Source organism: Paenibacillus elgii NBRC 100335, assembly GCF_004000865.1.
Taxonomy (GTDB): Bacteria; Bacillota; Bacilli; order Paenibacillales; family NBRC-103111; genus Paenibacillus_G; species Paenibacillus_G elgii.
Map to the genome: position 1 here is coordinate 73,005 of NZ_BIMB01000018.1, position 20,381 is coordinate 93,385.

Annotated in this window: 22 protein-coding genes; 2 read left to right on the forward strand and 20 right to left on the reverse strand. The window is 52.5% G+C overall.

What is annotated here, in order from left to right; genetic code table 11:
• Positions 1-17: 17 nt before the first annotated feature.
• Positions 18-1,076 (reverse strand): M42 family metallopeptidase, encoded by a 1,059-nt coding sequence (locus PEL01S_RS15550; RefSeq protein ID WP_127460930.1) that lies wholly within the window; start codon positions 1,074-1,076, stop codon positions 18-20.
• 82 nt (positions 1,077-1,158) lie between these two features.
• Between PEL01S_RS15550 and PEL01S_RS15555 the strand changes: the two genes are divergently transcribed.
• Entirely contained in the window at positions 1,159-1,488 is a 330-nt protein-coding gene (locus PEL01S_RS15555) for an ASCH domain-containing protein (protein WP_010494096.1), read from the forward strand.
• Positions 1,489-1,623: 135 nt separating this feature from the next.
• Positions 1,624-2,055 carry a DUF2269 family protein gene (locus tag PEL01S_RS15560; protein ID WP_063180512.1) on the forward strand — a complete coding sequence of 144 codons (432 nt, stop codon included), beginning with the start codon at positions 1,624-1,626 and terminating at the stop codon, positions 2,053-2,055.
• A 24-nt stretch (positions 2,056-2,079) separates the two neighbouring features.
• Here PEL01S_RS15560 and PEL01S_RS15565 read toward each other — a convergent pair whose 3' ends face one another.
• The 19 genes from PEL01S_RS15565 to PEL01S_RS15655 all read right to left on the reverse strand — a co-directional run bounded on the left by PEL01S_RS15565 (position 2,080) and on the right by PEL01S_RS15655 (position 20,371).
• Complete coding sequence (locus PEL01S_RS15565; protein WP_010494098.1) at positions 2,080-2,370, reverse strand: Dabb family protein; 291 nt, start codon at positions 2,368-2,370, stop codon at positions 2,080-2,082.
• A 47-nt stretch (positions 2,371-2,417) separates the two neighbouring features.
• Positions 2,418-3,977 carry an ABC-F family ATP-binding cassette domain-containing protein gene (locus PEL01S_RS15570; RefSeq protein WP_127460931.1) on the reverse strand — a complete coding sequence of 520 codons (1,560 nt, stop codon included), beginning with the start codon at positions 3,975-3,977 and terminating at the stop codon, positions 2,418-2,420.
• A 72-nt stretch (positions 3,978-4,049) separates the two neighbouring features.
• The gene (locus PEL01S_RS15575) at positions 4,050-4,949 is read right to left on the reverse strand and encodes a PP2C family protein-serine/threonine phosphatase (protein WP_127460932.1); all 900 of its coding nucleotides are present in this window, start codon (positions 4,947-4,949) and stop codon (positions 4,050-4,052) included.
• Between the two features lie 3 nt (positions 4,950-4,952).
• Complete coding sequence (locus PEL01S_RS15580) at positions 4,953-6,617, reverse strand: DUF6382 domain-containing protein (protein ID WP_127460933.1); 1,665 nt, start codon at positions 6,615-6,617, stop codon at positions 4,953-4,955.
• A gap of 37 nt (positions 6,618-6,654) precedes the next feature.
• Complete coding sequence (locus PEL01S_RS15585) at positions 6,655-7,179, reverse strand: A24 family peptidase (RefSeq protein WP_127460934.1); 525 nt, start codon at positions 7,177-7,179, stop codon at positions 6,655-6,657.
• A gap of 2 nt (positions 7,180-7,181) precedes the next feature.
• Positions 7,182-7,841, reverse strand: a complete 660-nt coding sequence (locus PEL01S_RS15590) for a TadE/TadG family type IV pilus assembly protein (protein WP_127460935.1) — start codon at positions 7,839-7,841, stop codon at positions 7,182-7,184.
• A 9-nt stretch (positions 7,842-7,850) separates the two neighbouring features.
• The gene (locus tag PEL01S_RS15595) at positions 7,851-10,136 is read right to left on the reverse strand and encodes a hypothetical protein (RefSeq protein WP_239551113.1); all 2,286 of its coding nucleotides are present in this window, start codon (positions 10,134-10,136) and stop codon (positions 7,851-7,853) included.
• 27 nt (positions 10,137-10,163) lie between these two features.
• Positions 10,164-11,105 carry a hypothetical protein gene (locus tag PEL01S_RS15600; RefSeq protein WP_239551111.1) on the reverse strand — a complete coding sequence of 314 codons (942 nt, stop codon included), beginning with the start codon at positions 11,103-11,105 and terminating at the stop codon, positions 10,164-10,166.
• A 114-nt stretch (positions 11,106-11,219) separates the two neighbouring features.
• Positions 11,220-11,438, reverse strand: a complete 219-nt coding sequence (locus tag PEL01S_RS15605; protein ID WP_063180500.1) for a Flp1 family type IVb pilin — start codon at positions 11,436-11,438, stop codon at positions 11,220-11,222.
• Positions 11,439-11,483: 45 nt separating this feature from the next.
• Positions 11,484-12,353 carry a type II secretion system F family protein gene (locus PEL01S_RS15610; protein ID WP_127460936.1) on the reverse strand — a complete coding sequence of 290 codons (870 nt, stop codon included), beginning with the start codon at positions 12,351-12,353 and terminating at the stop codon, positions 11,484-11,486.
• Between the two features lie 6 nt (positions 12,354-12,359).
• Complete coding sequence (locus tag PEL01S_RS15615) at positions 12,360-13,187, reverse strand: type II secretion system F family protein (RefSeq protein ID WP_127460937.1); 828 nt, start codon at positions 13,185-13,187, stop codon at positions 12,360-12,362.
• Between the two features lie 35 nt (positions 13,188-13,222).
• Positions 13,223-14,443 carry a TadA family conjugal transfer-associated ATPase gene (locus PEL01S_RS15620; RefSeq protein ID WP_127460938.1) on the reverse strand — a complete coding sequence of 407 codons (1,221 nt, stop codon included), beginning with the start codon at positions 14,441-14,443 and terminating at the stop codon, positions 13,223-13,225.
• Positions 14,440-15,552: an AAA family ATPase gene (locus PEL01S_RS15625; protein ID WP_127460939.1), complete on the reverse strand. Its 1,113-nt coding sequence runs from the start codon at positions 15,550-15,552 to the stop codon at positions 14,440-14,442. The genes PEL01S_RS15620 and PEL01S_RS15625 overlap by 4 nt, the downstream gene beginning before the upstream one ends.
• Positions 15,553-15,855: 303 nt before the next feature.
• Positions 15,856-16,488 (reverse strand): class I SAM-dependent methyltransferase, encoded by a 633-nt coding sequence (locus tag PEL01S_RS15630; protein ID WP_127460940.1) that lies wholly within the window; start codon positions 16,486-16,488, stop codon positions 15,856-15,858.
• Between the two features lie 40 nt (positions 16,489-16,528).
• Complete coding sequence (locus PEL01S_RS15635) at positions 16,529-17,575, reverse strand: SAM-dependent methyltransferase (protein WP_127460970.1); 1,047 nt, start codon at positions 17,573-17,575, stop codon at positions 16,529-16,531.
• Complete coding sequence (locus tag PEL01S_RS15640; RefSeq protein WP_127460941.1) at positions 17,575-18,348, reverse strand: ABC transporter ATP-binding protein; 774 nt, start codon at positions 18,346-18,348, stop codon at positions 17,575-17,577. The genes PEL01S_RS15635 and PEL01S_RS15640 overlap by 1 nt, the downstream gene beginning before the upstream one ends.
• Positions 18,349-18,361: 13 nt before the next feature.
• Positions 18,362-18,703, reverse strand: a complete 342-nt coding sequence (locus PEL01S_RS15645) for a cyclic-phosphate processing receiver domain-containing protein (protein ID WP_127460942.1) — start codon at positions 18,701-18,703, stop codon at positions 18,362-18,364.
• Positions 18,700-19,548, reverse strand: a complete 849-nt coding sequence (locus tag PEL01S_RS15650) for a deoxyribonuclease IV (RefSeq protein WP_127460943.1) — start codon at positions 19,546-19,548, stop codon at positions 18,700-18,702. Before PEL01S_RS15650 ends, PEL01S_RS15645 begins: the two co-directional genes overlap by 4 nt.
• A 13-nt stretch (positions 19,549-19,561) precedes the next feature.
• Positions 19,562-20,371: an Fpg/Nei family DNA glycosylase gene (locus PEL01S_RS15655; RefSeq protein WP_127460944.1), complete on the reverse strand. Its 810-nt coding sequence runs from the start codon at positions 20,369-20,371 to the stop codon at positions 19,562-19,564.
• Positions 20,372-20,381: the final 10 nt, after the last annotated feature.

Genomic DNA, 20,381 nt, shown 5'->3' on the forward strand with positions numbered 1-20,381 from the left:
GCCGTTGCTTGCGTTTATTAATTGCCGTAAGGTTCGGCGGGCTCCGTCACGTAAGCGGCAAGCAGCGAAGCTGTATGCCGCACGGCGTCCTTGTGCGTCCGCTCCATCGCGTGGGAAGCGTGAACGCCCGGACCGATCAAAGCGGCGCGAATGTTGCTTCCTCCGCGAAGCGCAGCGGAAGCATCCGAACTGTACTGCGGGTAAATATCGACTGCGTAGCTCAGTCCGTCGCGCTTCGCCAGCTCGATCAGCTTCGACGTCATCGCATAATCGTACGGCCCGGACGAATCTTTGGCACAGATCGAGACGTCAAATTCCGTACAATTCAAGTCTTCGCCCATCGCGCCCATATCGACCGCGAGCACCTCGCTGATGTCTCCCGGAATCCAAGCCGAGCCGTGACCGACCTCTTCATATACGCTGATCATAATTTTCAACGTGCAGGATGGAACGATGGCCTCGCGCTTAAGCAGTTCAAGCAGCCCGAACAAAGCGGCAACGCCCGCTTTATCATCCAAATGGCGTGATTTGATAAAGCCGTTCGTTTTAAACTCGGCACGCGGGTCAAAGGAAATGATATCCCCTGTACCGATACCGAGTGCTTTGACATCATCAGCCGACTTGACTGGCTCGTCCAGACGTACTTCCATAACCGCTTCTTCCCGCTTCAAATCTCGCGCTTCCGGAAAGACATGCACCGAAGGCTTGGTCGTCAGGATCGTACCGTCGTAGGTTCGTCCGTCTCGGGTATGCACGCGACAGTATTCATTTTCGACGGAACCCATCATGTAGCCGCCGATCAGCGTAAACCGAAGCGTGCCATTGCTCTTAATCGAACGTACCATCGCTCCTAGCGTGTCAACATGACCGAACAAGCCGATTACCCGGTCCTTTTGCCGGCCTTCGACTGTTATAATCCCGCAGCCCTTCGGCGTGAAGCTGATCGGGTACCCCAGCTTATCCGCTTCGGCGGCCAGCTTGCCCATGATATTGCTGCAAAAACCGCTCGGGCTCGGCGTCGAGAGCAGCATGTCCAGCACCTGCATCATATACGTTTCGTTTATGTCCCATTTCATACAATCTGCCTCCGTTCGTTTGCTTCTCAAAACATTTTAAGGTAAGCTACGGAATGGATCTAATAACCAAGGAGGTACATACATGTCTCAACCATTGCCGCCAAAAACCTGTAGTATCGACCGTCTGGTCACCGTTCAAGAAGATATCGATAAAGTGCTCCGCGGAGAAAAAACGGCCACCCGCCGCAACGGACGTTACGCCGATCCGGGCGAAATCATGGAGTTGAACGGCCACCGCTTTGAAGTGACGAATGTCTATCAGCAATCGCTCGGAGAGCTGACCGACGAGCACGCAAAGACGGAAGGATATGAGTCCGTCGAGGCCTACAAAAATTATATTTTATCCATGCATGCGGGCATGCCGTGGCTTCCGCACATGAAAGTGTGGGTTCACGAATTCCGCGCCGTGTAATACGGCAAAAACAGTGTAGCCTCGGTACTTGCCGCGGCCTCCCCGGCCAAGCCGGGTCCGCTTGCTGCAGGTGCCTTTGCTACACTGTTTCTTTTTCTTTACGATTTTCAGCTACCGTTGTGGAGGTTGTTGACCATGTATTCCTGGCTCATATTCATTCATGCCGTCAGTGCCATGGTATCGATCGGACCGTTCTTCGTGCTGATACCGATGCTTCGCAGGTTAAAAACCGCCGATGGCGATCTGCTGCACTCCTACCTCGATTCCTTCCGCTTCGTCGTTCGTTTGTCCAAGCATGCCGGACACGTGCTCGTCGCATCCGGACTGCTTCTGATGTGGCTTGGCAGCTGGCCGTGGACGACCCCGTGGATTTTCGGCACGTTCGTCGTCCTATTCGCGTCGCTGTTGTTCATGGCCCGCGCGTTCTCCCCGACGATCCGCAAGCTGCGCGAACCGGGACACGACCGTCAAGCACTTCTCCGCAAGCTTAGCCGGTCGCTTTATTTATATTTGCTCGTACTGTTCGTCATGCTGTGGCTCATGATCATGAAGCCGATGATATGGTAACACCTTGTGGAAGCTAGTCCGGAATCAGCTTTGGAAATCGACGCAAATGCTGGTTCCGTCAAGCACCTGCTTCATATGCGCCTTCACTTCTTCATGCACCGGATGCGTATCGTACGTTTTCAAATCTTCGAGGGAATCGAATTTCGTAATCAGCGCGATATCGTAGGAACGTTCCAAGTGAAGCACGTCCATCCCGACTTCCAGATGGCGCAGCACCGGGATTTTCCCTTCCATGTTCACCAGAACGTCATACGTACGCTTAACCGCTTCCGGGCTGCGGTCTTTTAATTTGAACAATACGATATGAGTAATCATCGTTTCAGTCCCCTTTTCAAAATCGAATTTGTCGGTTGCTTCTGTCCTTACCTGTCGACTTTGGCGGCGGACCATTCCTCGACATCCCACACCTTCGTTACCCAATCCTCGTAAAAATCGGGCTCGTGGCATACAAGCACGATCGTGCCTTTATATTCCTTCAGCGCTCGCTTCAGTTCGTCTTTGGCCGCCACGTCCAAGTGGTTCGTCGGCTCGTCAAACGCAATCCAGTTGCTCTCGTGCATCAGCAGCTTGCATAGGCGGACCTTTGCCTGCTCGCCCCCGCTCAAGCTGCTAAGCGGCCGGGTGATGTGCTCGTTTTTAAGCCCGCACCGGGCCAACGCGGCCCGAACCTCATGCTGATTCATATGCGAGAATTCATTCCATACATCATCGATCGGCGTCAAATTCGGCGCTTTCACTTCCTGCTCGAAGTAAGAAGGATACAGAAAGTCGCCCAAAAACGTCGATCCGCCGAACGGCTGGATTTTTCCCAAAATTGTCTTCAACAGCGTCGACTTCCCGACCCCGTTACATCCCACGACAGCGATTTTATCGCCGCGTTCAATCGTGACATTCATTTTAGGCAGAAGTGCATGGGAATAGCCGATTTCCAGGTCTTTGCCCTCGAATACAATGCGTCCGCTTGCCCGTGATTCCTTGAACACGAAGGTCGGTTTTACCGCCTCCTCAGGACGGTCGATCCGATCGATGCGGTCAAGCTGCTTTTGACGGCTTTTTGCCCGGCCCGACGTCGAATAACGGGCTTTGTTGCGCTGAATGAAATCTTCCTGCTTCTTGATAAACTCCTGCTGCTTCTCATAAGCATCAATATGCTGTTGTTTATTAATATCTGCCATTTGCAGAAACTTTTCGTAGTTAGCGGTGTAACGCGTCAGCTTGGCAAATTCCAAATGATAAATGACGTTTACAACCTTGTTCATAAACTCGGTATCATGGGATATCAGCATGAAGGCGTATGGATAGTTTTGCAAGTAATCCGTCAGCCAGTCAATATGCTCAACGTCCAGATAGTTGGTCGGCTCGTCGAGGAGAAGAACCGTCGGCTGTTCCAGCAGCAGCTTGGCCAGCAGTACCTTCGTCCGCTGTCCCCCGCTAAGCTGAGCCACGTCGCGCTCCAATCCGATCGCATCAAGTCCCAAGCCGTTCGCCATCTCCTCGACTTTTACGTCAAGCAGATAAAAACCGCTATTTTCCAACCGGTCTTGAATCTCGCCCATTTGCTCGAGCAGCAGCTCCAATTTGTCAGGGTCAGCGTCGGCCATCTGTTCGGTGATCCCATTGAGCTCCTGTTCCAGTTCAAATAAAGGCAGAAAAGCGTCCTTCAGTACTTCGCGGACCGTTTTCCCCGGTGTCAGCTTTGTATGTTGGTCCAAATAGCCATAATTTACTTTGGGGGTCCATTCGACCTTCCCCGAATCTTTCAATAAATTGCCGGTCAAAATATTCATCAGCGTCGATTTGCCGACGCCATTGGCACCTACTAATCCAACATGCTCTCCCGGAAGCAGGCGAAACGAAACATTTTTAAACAATACCCTGCCACCAAAGCTGTGGCTTAATTCTTCCACCGTCAACAAGCTCATGTAATTTCGGAATCTCCTGTCTATGAAAATAATTCGCGCTCGACAATTCATTATAACATCAGTAGGCGCAAGTTATCCAGATGATAGACTTGACAGAAGCTTGCGGCCGCTGCGATAAAGTCGGTGGAGCCATAGTCCGCATTGCAATCGCAGCCGCTCTTTTGCATTTTTTCTCCCCGACACGGGCTTGAGCAAAACAACGCTTATATTGTCGTCAGATTTTCGCTGCAACGCTTTTGTTAACAGCAGGTCGCACATTTCCTGTAGATCACTGCGCTTGCCATTCGCCGTGCACAGCAGCGCGGCAATGGATCTAGGCAGAAACCGGTCGTGAAAACCGTCGCTGCTCAGCAAAAATAATGTGCCCGGCGCGTAGTAGCCCGAGCGAATATAGACTTCAGGCTGTTCACCCATGCCCAGCGAATGCAGCAGCACATTGCGCTTAGGATGACTTCGCGCGCGTCGTGCGGACATTCGCCCGCGGCGGACTTGGGCGGATACCCAAGTGTGATCGCGGGTCAAGCGCTTGCATCGGCCTGTCGGCGATAGCCGGTAAATGCGGCAATCCCCGACATGTGCTATGAAGTAGACGGCATCCGTCAATAACAAGAGCGTCAAAGTCGTGCCAAGACGGCCGCCGCTGCCCCGACCTATTTCGACCAGCTCCTGGTGAACGGTAAGAAACCATGCTTCCGCCTCGCGTTCCAATCTTGTCAGACTATCTCCTGTGGAAAGCAAAGCGGGAACCTTGGCGTCGTCAAGCCACTCCTTCAAACGGCGGATGGCCAATTCGCTGGCTTGTGCGCCGTCCTCCGAGCCGCCTATCCCATCGGCGAGTGCGGCGGCGGCATACGGAACGCCTTTCACTGTCTGTCCCACTCGCAGCAGCGAGCGGTCTTCGTTAATTGTACGGAACCATCCCGTATGCGTGGCGGATCCATATTGAAAATGGACGGCAATCGTCGGTTTCACGCGTCAGAACCCCATTTTAAACGTAAATTCGGTCGATATGATCTTAACTATATCACCTTCCTTCAACCGATGCACCCGGTAAGGCACCAAAGATTCGCCATTGACAGTTGTTCCGTTTCGCGATCCTAAATCTTTGACGGCATAGCCTTCGTCATCCTTCACAAATTCCGCATGCAAGCGGGACACGCCTGCTTCCTCGTGCACCCAATCCGCACCCGCACCAGCGCGTCCGATGACGAAGCTGTTTTTAAGGAGCTGTATTTGCTCCCTGACGCCATTGCGATAAACCTCCAAGCATGCGCCTGAACGATCCGAAGGGCGCGGAGCTTTGCCTAGAAAGACTGTTGCATCCTGCGGCGCAAGCATCGCTGTTCGCATCGCGAGATCCGAGGATTGTGGCTGTGTCTCGTAAGGCTGCGTCTCTCCAAGCGACAATTGGCTGTACCCGGTTACTGGAGAAGAAATAGGGTCCGGCTCCTTGGGACGTCCCGCGTCCGGCATAACCGAATCTCCCGGGGCAGCAAAGCTAATCGGCGATGGCGACGCCAAACCGACACGGCTCATAAAGCTTGTCTGGTCTCCGCGATCCACCTCGGGTAATTTTTCGTTGCTGGACTCGAAGGACAAACCCGGCGCACCTTCTTTCGATGCCTCGGATGAAGTCTTTGCCATTCTGAGAAACAGCATCAATGCTCCCGCCGTAAAGATTAGTGTCAAACCGATACACATCCAGAGCATTGTGTCACTCGGATCGTCAAGATAAACTTTCCAAACGAAGCACCATGCGAGCACGGTAAGTAAAATTACGAACAATTGCTTCCTGCGGGATTCAGGCTTCGCTTTGGGTGCTACTTCGGTCTTGGACATTCCGGGCTCCGTCGAATGATGTGACGGGGACGATACGTGTAGCTGTCCGGCCATCGGCTCATACACCGAATACTCGTTACGCACCGCTCTCGAGGTATCGCTAAAAAGCTGTTCCGGACTATGAAATAAAGTAGACTCCGGATGAACGGAAGGTCTGAAAGGATGCTGCGACGAAGTCGTCATCCCCGTCAGTTCCGGTCCTGCGGGTGATACATGCTGCAAAAGACCGATTTGCTTCAAGAGCAGTTGTTTAAGCTCAGGCAAATTGAAAGCTTGCTCCTGCAAATAACGCATCAGCTCTTGAAATCCGCTTCCCTGGAGCTCGGTTACTCGATGAATTAAACTCGACGCCAGATGTTGGAGATCTGAAGAAACCGATCCCTTTCCCTCCAAATGTTCCTTAGGGATATAAGTTAAATACAAATCTTGAAAACCGGCTCCGCAATAAATATATTCTTCCCTTAGGACGTATCTGCCGGGCTGGAGCATGTATACCTTGCTATCGTCGAGCACTTCGACAATATGCAGCAGCAGCACATAATATTGAGCGAGCGAAAGCTTCTCCATTCGCAGCCAGTGGCTGAGCATTCGTTTGCCGGTAATGGCATAATATAAGCAAACATCTCCGTTCCTTGCCTCTACCTGAACTTCGAGCAGCCGCGGAATCCGGTTAGCCGACAGCATATTGACTTGAAAGCTCGAGAGGTCTTGCTGCTTCATCCCGCTCGGTGAAGAAAGAACCATAAAATGACCGTTCCGGTTGTCGAAATCGACTTTCAGGCCGTATAGCTGCTGGTCCAATGTCATTCTCCCTTCCTTTTATTTTCCATTCATCACATTAAACCCCTAATGCTTCCCATTGAATGATCGTAATCATGACGCCCGGCAGCACTGCCCACATGAATGGAAAACGGAGCCGACCGTCGGATGCGGGATCGGACTTTAATACAGACAGCTTGCGGAACGCCGCGAGCTGAATAAGTAAAAATCCCGCATGGGTCAGCCGTTGAACGCCGTCGCTGCGCCATAACAGCACAAGCAGCGCGATCAGACCGGCGCATATGAGCGAGGCTGCCATAGCGTAGAGGGAGAATATAGCCCCGGTAAAGGCTCCCAACGCAGCAAACAGCTTGACATCTCCGGCCCCGACTGCGCGAAGTACATATAACGCGAGCATCGGAGCAAAGCCACAGGCCAGTCCCGCAGCGGAAAACGCCAGCCCGTTCCAACCGGTCGTGACCAAATGAAAAATCAATCCGGAAATTGCCCCCGTAACGGTAAGCCAATTCGGAATTTTTTGTTTCGTGATGTCCGTCACGAACGCAACGGCCAGCATTACCGCAGCAAACCAAATACCGAGCATGCTTATCCCCCTATCCATGCGCGCTCCTGCGCTTTTTTTCGAAGTATGACGGTTTTCTTAAAAAAAGGAACTGCGAACGTGTACTCATACTGCGCTTCGATAACAACATAAGCCTTCTCCCGGTCGTCAAAGCTTGGAAAATGAAAAGAGGTGACTTTGAATTTACGTCGATCAAGGCTTCCCATATTGGCAAATGAGGCAATAATTGGCGTTGCCGCTTCCGCCACCTTCTGTTCCACCTTTTTCTTCGCTTCGTCCTTTGCCGAGCTGCCAAGCTCTTCCAGCTGTTCTCTATGCTCTTTTTCCCAAGCGACCAAACGAACCATAGGCTCAGGAATCCATTTGCCGTAGTCCTCCACGAATTGTTCGGAATCGATGACCGTTTGTCTGGCCGTCTCCAGTTGGGTCACCACGTTACCCAACCAGGCACTGGCTCGGCTATTCTGCCATCGTGCTTGCCCCTGTTGGTACAACAGCTCGACCGGGTACATGTTGGCAGCAATGACTTTAGCCGATTCCGAGACGGCAGACTGCAGTGCCATCTCGGCCAACGATACGCGAATAAACGCAATCAGCAGCAGAAGAAATGCCAGAAAAAAAGGCATCACAAGCGCCGCTTCAAGAGTGATGCTTCCTCTCTGCTCTTTCGTCCATCGCAACATACTGGCCTCCTAATATGTAAAGTCTGCCGTTTTGGTCATTCGGCAGCGATTACCGCTTACCTCGCAACCGGAGAACCCGCTTTTCCCCACCATTTTCATGATTGCCGGCAAAAACCAAAGCCGATACGAGGTGGTAACACCACCGGAAACATATGTAGTCATTTGGTAAAGCTTCTGTTGTGTGTTTAATTCGATCAGCGCCTGCATTCGGGACAACAGAACCGACTCACGGCTATGAAGCAGCAGAAATAATCTCAAATAATCTTTATATCCTAACGTAATTACTCCGCTCAATTTCTGGGACAGCGGCACCTGCTCGCCCTGAACGAGCTTCATCATGTCCGCTTGCGCCCGAATTGCGCCTTCCGTCACCGCAGCCAGCAAGACGAGAAGCGGCGAACCGGCGGCAAGCACCTCATTGCGCGGCTCAAGCAGCGCTTCGGTCGTTCCAATCGCCAGCCGGACGGCGAACATCTCCGCATACGCCGACGAATAATTGCCGCTGCAAGTAGTTGAACCATAAATTAAATATTCAACCTCCTGATTGGTCAATGCATGACCTGCGGGATTGGATAGCTCTTTGGAGGTTTTGGGCCGGCCGGAAGCATCTTTTTCCAAGCCAAGTGTACGATAACTGAATTTGCTGACTGCAAATTCATCGATATAAAACTCGTCACGCACATCCGTCAACACCCCTTCCAATGCAGAAACCAGCTTCAAAGAGCTCGACCCGGCCTGATCCGGTGTTTTCAAATTAATAGCAGATACAGGAGAAATTGCCCCAGCAGCTTGGTTCATTTCCAAATACGTCTGATAAAAGCCTTTGCTGCCAGCCGTCTTCGGATCGCCCTGAAGCTTGCGGTAGCTCTCCTCATACGGATCGACATTGGATACAAGAGAGCAGCTGCCGATCGTTCGCCGAAACTCGTCCAGAATCGGCTGCGCTTTGGCCCTTTGCTCTCGCTTAGCCGCCGCCGTCGCTTTATTTTTGTTCTGACGCTCGGTTTGTACCTTATTCTGTTTGGCGTACCATTCATCTACTTTCGTTTTGAATCCGTTCAATGCCGCTATAGTCATAGAATATTTTTGCTTCGTAAACATGAGGTTATCTTCAAGCTGAACCCGTACGCTGGAAAACTGAGCTACCGCCGTTCCTACTCCCGCTTCCCACTCTTCCAATTCCTGGCGGTCGATTAATTGCACAAAGTTGAATACATCCTCGGCCTTTAGCTGCTGACCCGAACCATTAGGCTGCCGAACTTTACTGATTTCGGTATTCAAGTCATCGTTAGCTTTTTTAGCCAGCTTCATCGCTTCCAAGAACGCATCCTTAAGTTTGGAGAGCACCGCATCATCGAGCGCTGCCTCGCCTTTCAACAATCCGAGCAGAGCGGCGTATTTGGTAAAATCGTCCAACAGATGTTGGAACTCTTCTACTTTTTGTCCCGCTTCCGCCGCTTGACGCTGCAATTCGTTTTTCGTCTGATTCAACTGCCGGATCGAATCGGCGGCACCTATGCCGCCTTGGATCAAAGACATGATCGAACCGTCGATTTGCTTGATTTGGTCGTTTAGCACCTTCAGCGTAGCTTGCGCCGACTGGAGCGAGGCCCGTATATTTTCCAGCGTATGGATGCCGATTTTCTCACTTAATGCGTTCAAATCGCGAAGCTGCGTATCATAATGGGGGTGCAGCACTTCAGACTTTTGGCGTATCGCCTGAAAGGCGTCCCATGCTTCATCCAGTCTGCGATCGCGTTCCTCTAGCAGCTCTTCGACTTTAACCGCATTTTCCGCGAATTTCGAAGCTTGATTCAATTTGGTATCAAGGCCTGTTTTTTTGAATTTGTCGGTCAGTTCAAGCGCGTAAATCATCGGAGCCCGGTACTTCATCTCCTCCAATATTTGCTGCTTAAAGATCGTATGACTGGATAAGGCGAAGATCGGTGTTACCTTTGCGGAATCCTCTTCCAAACGTTGATCAATAAAACGGAATTGACCAGGCTCCGCAGCACCGGACAAATTGCCGGCTACCGTTTGCTTGAAAATCTCGTCCCCCTTGCTACCGGTCAGGTCCGTACCAAACAATCCATAGGCTGCGAGCTTCGGAGAAAAAGCGGAAAGTGTCGAGCGAACCCCGGATTTTACGGCATTCTCGGCTTCCTTATCCGCGGTCTTCCACCTTGCGACATCGATCAGCAGCCCGCACAGCAGAAACAAAGGAACAAGAATAATGATCAAATAAATGGATACGGCACCGCTTTGTTCCTTCCATAGCTTTAGCAACCTCCTCAAACATTCACCTCCGGATTCCCCCATCCGTTACTCATGAAGCACGACAACAATTCCTTTTTGTTCCAGCTCACGTTTTAACCCTTGAGTCAGCTTCATTTTGTCGTTCTTCGACACCTTGAAAAAATGCCACACCACGCCTTTAATTTGAGTGCCCTGCTTCAGCAGCTCTGCGTCTTTTGCCATCTGCTCTCGCAAATTTTTTTCATTAAAGGTGTAATAGGCCTGATGCGCCACGCCGGAAGAGTCCAAGGCATCGACAACCCGGACGGTTTCGGGGGTCAAATTAAATTTCTTGCTTATCCCGCCAACCAAGCCGCGTAAATGCTCTGCAGCTTCAATTTCCGAGGTGATTTTTACCGGTTCTTTGACCGAGGTCTTCGGGTCGACCATCGTTTTCAAAGCATCCTTCGGCTTGATTCGCCCTTGAATTTCGCCAATAAAAGTTCGGGTCAGATCCGTCAGCCGGATCGTTTCGATCGGGTCAATCACGTAAGATTGGGACGAAGTCTCCACATCAGCCTCTTTGCCCCACCATTTCCGTGCAAAGGAAGGAACGTGAAACTTTTTTTCCAAGACGACGCGAACATAGCGCAGAAATCCATGATTCGTATAATCAATCTCTCCACGCAACTGCCCCGGCAGGCTGTCAGCGGCTCGAGACAGCTTGCCTATAGGACCGTTTTGACCGGCTGCTTGGCCGGATACCGGAAGCTGAACGGAAGCCGGAGTGATAGGGAGCAAAAAGCTGAATAAATTCATCACGTGGTCGTTCGTCAGCCGCCAGTACAAGCCATCCGTTTGCCCCAGTCCAACCGATCCGGTGACCGGATCTTTTCTGCTATTGTCCCAGATATAAGCCGTCCGATCCGCCGTCAATGCCGCCGTATAATGAACGGAAGCTTGCTGATAGGCAAACAGCGATAAGAAAATAAGCAGCAAAGTCGCGATTAAAATGATAGGAAGTGTCAAGGACGCCTCCATCGTAAATTGACCGGAATGACCGACAAAGAATCGGCGGATCGTTATAACGAACAACCGTTTATGGATAAATTTCATAAACACTATCATGTCATCATGCCAAGGTCAGGGCGTGCCTAACTTGCTATCGTCGATATTTACATTTTTGGAATCCTTTATTTCTTTACTGGCATCGTTAAACAAACTTTCCATCCACTTCGTGATCCACTTTCGGAAAGCAATTGCAATAATGAGTAACACCGCAATGATTAGCAAAATCTCAAGCGTACCAAGTCCGTCTTCTTCTTTCCAAAACCGATGCCACGCCGTTTTCAAAGCTTCCATTCCTTTTTCCTCCTTTATTGTCGCAAAACTATGTCTGTTACTCGATTAGTTCATCATCATTAAAGCAGGAGCCGCTACCATAACCATGACGACAAAAAATATCATGACCATCGGAAACACCAGTTTGGAGGCGGCTTCCTCTCCTAGCGTTTTGGCAAGTGCCTTACGCTTCTCCCACAGGTTGACGGACAGTTCCCTCAAAGCCATTACCAGTTCGTCGCCGCCCCGCTTGTAATTCAATAGCAGCGTTGTCGTAAATAGTGAAACCTCCTGCATTGCGCACCGCTTGCTGAAGTCCTCCATCGCTTTGGAAAAGGACACATTCACCTTAAGGGCGTGAACGGTTTCCTTCAATTCGGCCATTAACGGACTGCTGACAGACTCTTTTCCTTTCACAATCCGTATCAGGGCCTGCGGTACCGTTTCGCCCGCGCCGACCAACAGCATCAGTTGGTTCAAAACTTCCGGAAGCTCAATTAAGATGGACTGTTTCTTACGTTTAAGCTCCCCGGCAGCTTGTTTGTACATCAGAAACGGGACAAAGATGGTCAATGGCAGGCTATAAACCAGCATCTCCGCTTCTCCTGCAGCCAAACCGGCCATCGTGCTCAAAATAAGCAGGCCGTAAGCAATAATAAGCGCCTTGGCTACAAACCATCTCGTTTCCGAGATCGCCAGCTTCGCACCGTGCAGTCCTATCATGACGCGATGCACCTTGCCGAGCGGCTCGGATAATCGATCGGCAAGCTTGGTCCGGTCCATAAACCATAAGCTTGCAGGAGCGAGCCAAAAGAAAGCATCGGAACGCGGAAGACCTCGCTCGTCGCGGACCCATGGAGCATACTTTGGAAATCCTGCCCAAGCTGCACCGGCAACGGTGAACAGCTCCAACAGCAATAGCGCGAGCAGCCACAAATTGCTTCACACCTTTATATTCATAATTTTTTGCGCCAAGGCAAAGCAGCCGAACAATACCCCAAGTGCACCGGTCATGATCAGCACGCCGCCGTCTTCATACAGAGGTTCCATATAATCCGGCGTCATCCAAGCGAGCGCTGCTATGAGAATGACGGGCGCAACCGTAAGCACTTTGGATTCGAATTTCTTTTGGGCCAATGTCACCTGGATGTCCTGTTCGATATCCAATTTTTCTTGGATAATGACGGCCGTTCGCCGAACCACCTGAACCAGACTGCCGCCCGTCCGCTTGCATATAACGAATACTTCCGCGAACTGACCGATCTCGTCGATATGGGCCCGACGGCTGAAGTCGAGCAGGCATGCCTCCACGGTTTCTCCGTTTTGCAGCCGCCAAATGATGAGTTCAAGCTCACGCACAATCATCGCTCCGGCATCGGGATACAGCAGCCGTAAGTCGTCGAGCGCCTCCGTAAAAGACGATTCGATCGAGCGGCCCGCCCCCATGGAAGAGGCCAACGAAGCTAGCATTTGTTTAAACTGCTGTTTTAGCTGCGCTTTCCTCTTGGCTATGATGGCCTTGCACCGCATCACCGGATAATAAAAGCCGGTTAAGGAAAACAGCCCGGCAATCAATGGGTTTTTATAAAACACCATAGCAATCCCCGCCATAACGGCTGCGCCGAAAAAGATAGCAGTTGCCTTTTGTCCCCACGTTAGCTGGTATTCGTTATAATCCGGAAGCTTTGCCTTGGAAGCCGCAGGCGCCGGCTTCGTGCCGAAAGACAACCCCGCAAAGGCGCGCAAACGGCCGAAAGCCGATTTGATCATGTTCGATATCCTCCCCCTTTCCTGGTATTGTCCTGTTAGATCAAGCCCGCCATCTCGAGCTTCCAAGTCCCTTCCATAGCATTCCCGGTAGGCTCAAGCTGCCCGATCACTTTGCCTTCCGGCGTCTCGCCCGTCTCCACGAACCGATAAAGCGGATTAAGCTTCACCTCCCCTTCCTCAACCCCGATAACTTCGGTAATTTCCGTTACCCGTCTGGAACGGTCGCGAAGACGGGTCAAGTGGATCATGACGTCGATCGCCGATGCGATCTGTTTGCGTACGACTTCGACCGGCAGGCTGGCCCCGCTTAATACCATCGTCTCCAAACGACTCAGCATATCCTGAACCGAATTCGCATGACCCGTCGATAACGATCCATCATGACCGGTATTCATCGCCTGCAGCATATCCAAAGCTTCCGCGCCCCGAACCTCTCCGACAATGACGCGATTCGGCCGCATCCGCAGCGATGACCGGATCAAGTCGCGAATCGTGATTCCGCCTTTTCCTTCCGTATTGGCGTTGCGGGTTTCGAGGCTGACCAGATTCGGAACGCCGCGAATTTGCAGCTCGGCCGAATCTTCGATCGTGATGACGCGTTCGTCCGGCGGAATATATTGTCCCAGCGCATTGAGAAATGTCGTTTTCCCCGAACCTGTTCCCCCTCCGATAAACAAATTGTATTTTGCCTTGACGAAGCGAATAAGCTGCTGTGCCGCTTCGCGCGAGAGCGCCTGACGTGCAATCAGATCGTCCAGCGTTAGTGGATTTTCCGGAAATTTCCGGATCGTCATCGCCGGACCTTTCAACGCAATTGGCGGGAGGACAACATTGACGCGGGAGCCGTCTGCAAGCCGCGCGTCGACGATCGGAGTCGACTCGTTCACAATTCGGTTGACCCGGCCGACGATCGCTTGAATCGTATCTTCCAGCTTTTCCCTGCTTTCGAAACGGATCTCCGTCTCCAGCACGCGCCCGTCTTTTTCAACGAAGATCTGGTCATGGGAATTGATCATAATTTCAGTAATCGTCCGATCGTCGACGAGCGGTTGGAGCACGTCCAACCCACGGAAAGAGTGAAACACCTCTTGCACCAACGTCCGCTTTTGCCCCGCAGTCAAAAATGATTCCCTGGAGTAAGCAAACACGATTTGCTCAATCTGCTCCATGAGCTGCTCGTCTGACAAGGCATTTCCATAATCCAAGCTGTCCCGTACGCGCTGTTTGATCTGCTGCTTTACCGTGATATCCTTCATCGATACCGCGACCCTTCCTCACCGGCTCGAACCAAGCCGGCAGCAGCCAAGGCAAAGACAGGCGACATCATGTCCTCCACGCGCCCGACGCCTTTCCACTCGGGGACGTAAGGCAGTTCGCTGCTATGTGCAAATCCGTACGTCTCGAACCGGTTCACCGTCTGTCCGGCATTTTTGTTATGGACGAACCGCACCCGATGCAGCCAGTCTGTTGTCCGCTCCCGCGCAGTCCAGCTTCGGAGCAGCTCGGCGTTTTTGCTCAAATGTACGCAGTCGTCCAGCAGCAGCCATAGAACGAGGTCGGCCGCCTGAAGCGCCTCCCTTGTCGCCGCATGTGGCATCGAGTCCAAATCGATTACGATACGGTCGTACATCCTCGTAGATTCGATCCCTTGCAAAATATGCTTTAGATCGGACGCCTCCATCTCCGCCAGTTCTTTCAGGTGCATTGACGGAGGAACGTAATCAAATTTGCAGTCGGGATGCTTTCTTTTGAGCCCTTCCAGCTTGGAAGAAATGAGCGTCGGAGCCGTTTTGGCATAGTATAAAAGCTGGGAAAACGATTCCGCTTCATCCGCTCCATCCTGGACATACCAAGCGCGGGACGGGAGCAGTTCCAGCCCCAAACAGAAGACGCGTTCCCCCTGCTGGGCAAGCTGATACGCCAAATGAACGGCCGTTACCGTTTTGCCCGCTCCGCCGACGGCCGAATAAACGGCAACCGTCTTCGCTCCCCGGTTCCCCCGCAACGGCTCACCTGCGCAAAATTCGTTATAATGCGCGGTAATGCCCGATAACAGCCTGTCGAGCGGCTGGTATTTGAACATGATCGGATATTCGAGCAGTCCGCCCTCTCTTGCCGAATCGCTGATCATGACCGTACACCCCGGTTTAAGCCCAAACACGGCGTCAGGCAGCGGCATAAGCGATTCGTGCACCATAATAATCAGCGGTTCTTTGTTTTGTTCTACAAACCGGACTCCTTCGTCCATCGACGTAAACACGCGTATACTAAACCGCTCCGCATATTCGGACGAGCGAACGTAGGCAGACAGCATCTCGCCAAAATAAGCGTCCTCGTCCAACAGCACCAGCATAATTTTAGCCACCGACGGCCCCCCTCCTTCGTATCTGTGCGTCAAGCTTATTCCTGCGGTATCTCCTTTTACTGGATACTTCTTCCCTGTACTTCATAGATCACACGTTCTCAAATTCCCCCTTAGAAACACAAAAAAAGCACACACTGACAGGAAATCCATTCCTTGGTCAGCGGTGCTTCCGCTTTTGTAAATATGCAATTAACCGTATTATAGCATAAAAAATGGGATACGCAAGGGTCCGGGGCAAAAATTACGTTTCGGCTTTGCTTGCCACCCTATCTAAGCTTCCAAATCGCCCCGTTGAATGGCTGTCTAACGAAGCTCGGGCTTAGTTGCCGCCATTACCCAGACGACCTTCGGCTTGTCATAGCGGTTCATGGTTTGTTCCTGTAGAAACGATATGTGCCATTCCTGAAACAGCTGTTCCAACTGCGGACCATCGAAAAAACGCTTGCGCTTCCCGTCCCGTTCGTAATAATTCGGCTCGATCAGCCTTCCTTGTCCGGCGCCGTATTCGAAGTCCTTCGTCGAATTGACCCGGCACCAAAGCTGCCCGCCCGTCCGAAGCACCCGGGAAATGTCTGCGACGACTCGCTTCGTATCGCCCCAAGAAAAGTAATGGAGACTTAAATCCGCCACCACAGCCTGCGCCGAACCGTCCGGAAACGGCAACGGTTGCAGCAAATCAAGCTGCTCCGTTTTAACTTGTGGCACGAGCTCTTGTACCCTCATTAGCGCTTCAGCCGAAAGGTCGCAAGCGATGACGGAGAAGCCTTTTTCCGTTAAATACAGCGTATCGTTCCCCGCACCGCAGCCGAGATCCAAAATGGGACCGGTTTCGGACGGATCAAGGCCTCCGATGAACGGCTCCAGCCACATATCGTACTTGACCTGCTCCGGTCTCAGCTTGGAAAACAAATCATTCCAAAAAATCGCATCGGACATTCGCAAGACTCCTTTCGGCTCGCATTGCCAGAAAAACCGGTCACACTTGCTTCATCAAAAACAGCGTAAGCTCCTCGCGGTTGTGAAAAAGCTGCTTCGCTTGCTGAAGCTCCAGCTCCGGAGCCAGATCGCTCACCACTTCGCGAATCGTTTGAAACGCCTTCTTGTGCATCAGCTTCACTGTGATAACAGCCGTTCCACCCGGCTGCAGCGCGCCTAACAGCCCCCGGACGAGCTTGGCCATTTGCCGGTGGCTCCAACTCATATCGCAAACGAGCAGGTCGAATGCATTTGCTGCAAACGAAACCTCATCCGCCTTTTTCTGAAAAAACGTAAGCTGCGGATGACGCAGCAGCGTCGCGTCCAGCTTGGCCGGGTCAACCGCAGTTACCCGAAGTCCACGCTCCAGCAGCAACGACGTCCACCCGCCCGGCGCAGCGCCGATATCGAGCGCTGACCGGTACTGGGACAAATCCAGGCCGAAGGCCTGCTCCGCCTCCAGCAGCTTGAACTTGGCCCGCGACACTTGTCCTTCCTCCTTGCGGAAGCGGATGGCTCCGCCGGACCAATCGGACAAATTGTCCTGAGGCCGGGACAAACCGAAATATAGCTTAGCTTCCGTGAAATACAAGGATAGGATCAAGTCCGCATCGCGCGAGACCGGGTTCGCCTCGAAAACCGTTGCCAGTATCTCTTCAACAGAAGAGCGAACCGACGGCAGGGATAGGCTCGCTAAAGCTTCCCCTTCTGCTTTTCTGGCTTGTACCGCTACGTTCATCTGCTTTACCGACGCTCCCGCAGCGACCAGCATCTCATGAATATAGTGAATCGCATGATCGAAAGTACCACTCCACGGTTGCGTCGCATCGACCGGCTGCATATGCCGCAGAAATACGGGTTCCTGCGCCAGGATGCGGCCAATCGTATCGCTTCTCTCAAATTCGGATGTAAATACGAACACTTCGCCAGGAGCCAGCCATTCAAATTTAACCGACTGCCCTAGCAGACGCCGAAGCTCTTCTTGCGCCTGCTGGGCAAATCCCCGGTTGGACGTGCCGATAAATATCGAGTCGTTCATCACAGTCATCACAGCACCTTAATCCAAGGCCGGTCTCCGGACCATTCGATCCGAATCGGCACTTGATACGCCTTTGCCAGATTTTCCTCGGTCAACACGTCCCGCTTCGCGCCGGAAGCAATAATATGCCCCTGCTCGATCAGCACAACGTGCGTGAAAAGCGGAATGATCTCTTCGATGTGATGCGTGACATAAATGACCGTCATTTGCTGGCCGCCGAGCACGTTGACATTTTCCAGCAGCCGCTCGCGCTCGTATAAGTCGAGACCCGAACATGGCTCGTCCATAATGAGAATGGACGGATTTGTCATCAAAGCGCGCGCCAGCATCACTTTTTTCCGCTCGCCTTGCGACAGTGTACCAAGCGGCTGATTGGCCAAATGGGCAAGCTTCACCTTTTCCAGCATGCCGATCGCCTTCTCGCGGGCGGACTGCGGAATCTCTTCGTAAAAACGCAAGTAACCGAATTCGCCGGTGGCAATCACTTCCCACACCGGGTCCCCGGCATTTAGTTTCTCATACAGCGATTGGCTGATATAACCGATCTGCTTGCGGACTTCGCGGACGTCGCATTGCCCGTATGTATTGCCGAGCACTTGCACTTTGCCTCGGGTCGGGAACTCGTAGCCGTTCATCAGCTCCAGAACTGTCGTTTTACCCGAACCGTTCCGGCCGAGCACGACCCAGTGCTCCCCTTGGCGAATATCGATATTGACCCCGGACAAAATATGCCGGTCTTCGCGGATAAAATGAATATCTTGCAAGGATAAGACCATCGTCATGTTGAACCACAACCTATTCTTTTACAGTTTCAGAAATTTCCATAAGCATCCCGGAAGGCATCGGACCGTTCGTCAGCCGGACGTGCTCTGGCTTGCTTGCATACAGCAGTTGAAACATCTGCTGACGGCCTGCATCGCTCGACGTATGCAAATAAATGCGCTGTGGAAATAAACCGGCGCTTACCATCGCCCGAACCAATTCCAGTCCGTTGGGCTGTCCCCAGCCCAAGTCGTAGTCGAGCGAAAGCACGTCCACTTCGCACTCCTGCAGCAGCAGTAAGCATTCGTCCACGGTACGGGCAGGTACGAATCCTTTAGGACAAGCGCGATAATCGTCCAAATAAACGTGAATCACCCTTCGCTCAGCTCCTTGACGTATCGAATTTCCGAAGCGTGCGTGCTCCCCTGCAGGACAGGCGTTTCCAGCACCGCCGGAAGGTCGGACATCGACTTAAGCGCAGTCGATTGCAGCAGCGAAGCGAACCTGGCTTCCCCGATTTCGCCCCGGCCGATCATAGCATGCCGATCTTTATGCGCGCCTCGCGGGTACACGGAATCGTTCAGATGAATCGCCCGGAGGTGCTGCAAATAACCGGTCGCTGCCGCATGCCGTTCCAGCTCCGGCCAACCGTCCTTGGAAGAGGGCCACAAGCCCGAGGCAAAAGCATGGCACGTATCGAGGCAAAAGCCGACAAGCCCCGGAAAAGCGCAAAGATTCCGCACTTGCACGAGCTCCTCAAGCGTCGTCCCCATCGAGGTCCCTTCGCCCGCCTGGTTCTCGATCAGCAGCAGCGAACGGCCCGTATAGCCGGCAAGCGCTTCATTCATACATTGTATAATATTTTTATAGCCTTGTAACGGGTCATCCCCTTTATATTTGCCAAAATGGACCACGACGCCGACCGAGCCGCACGCGTCAGCAATCTCAAGATCGTTGCGAAGCGAGGCGATCGTTGCCTGCCGAAGCTCGCCCGGGCCTACGGCAAGATTCGTCGGATAAGGAGTGTGAGCGATGCTGAGCAGGCCGTGCTCGCGGCAAAACCGGGCGCACTGCTCGGCGTCCTGGCGGTTAAACGACTTTATGGTCAAGCTTCGCGGATTTTTGGGGAAATATTGGAACGACTGAGCTCCTAGCTTTACCGCCGTCTTTGCCGCTTCCGCATAACCGCCTCGAATACTGATATGACAGCCGAAACGCATGGTCAACGCCCCCTCACCTCTGACAGACAAGACAGCAAAACGATTTCTTGGACGAGACGTCGTGTCTGGCAATCGGGCTGCCGCAGCGCACACACGGCTCTCCTTCGCGGTCGTAAACCCGGCAGCGGCTGTCAAAGCCGCCCGTAAGCGAGTCACCGACGAACAGCGGCATTTCCATGTACCCGCCGCCCTGCGTCGCTTCCGTCAGCACTTCGCGCATAGAGCAGTATAACCGGTGAAGCTCTTCATCAGAGAGCGCGTTGGGACGCCGGGACGGCAAGAGACCTGCATGATAGCAGATCTCATCGCTATAGCAGTTGCCGATGCCCGCAAAGACGCTTTGATCGACGAGGTTGCTTTTTAGCGTGCCCGCTTTTACGCGCAGACGCTCGGCGAACCGGTCGGGCGTCAGCCCAGGATCAAAAGGCTCGGGACCGAGCTTATTCATCAGCTCCTCGACTTCCGACGGATCGTGGAGATGCAAATAACCGAGCCGCAGCCCGATAAAAAACAAATGACGATCTCCGAAGCCGAGCCGCACTTGGACGGACCGGTCGGGCTTTTCCTCTGCCTTGCCGTAAAACATCATGCCTCCGAGCATTAAATGAAGCACCAGAACGTTGCCTGTCGTTAAACGAAACAGCAGCTGCTTCGCTCTCCTGTCAATGCGGGAAACGGCCTGACCGATCAGCTCCTGCGCCCATCGCTCGGGCGTCACGTTAATCGATTTTTCTCTTGTTACTTCGGTATCCGTCACAGTTCGGCCTATGATTCGCTCGCTTAACAGCTTGCGGTAATTTTCCATTTCGGGCAGTTCAGGCATCGTCATTGTT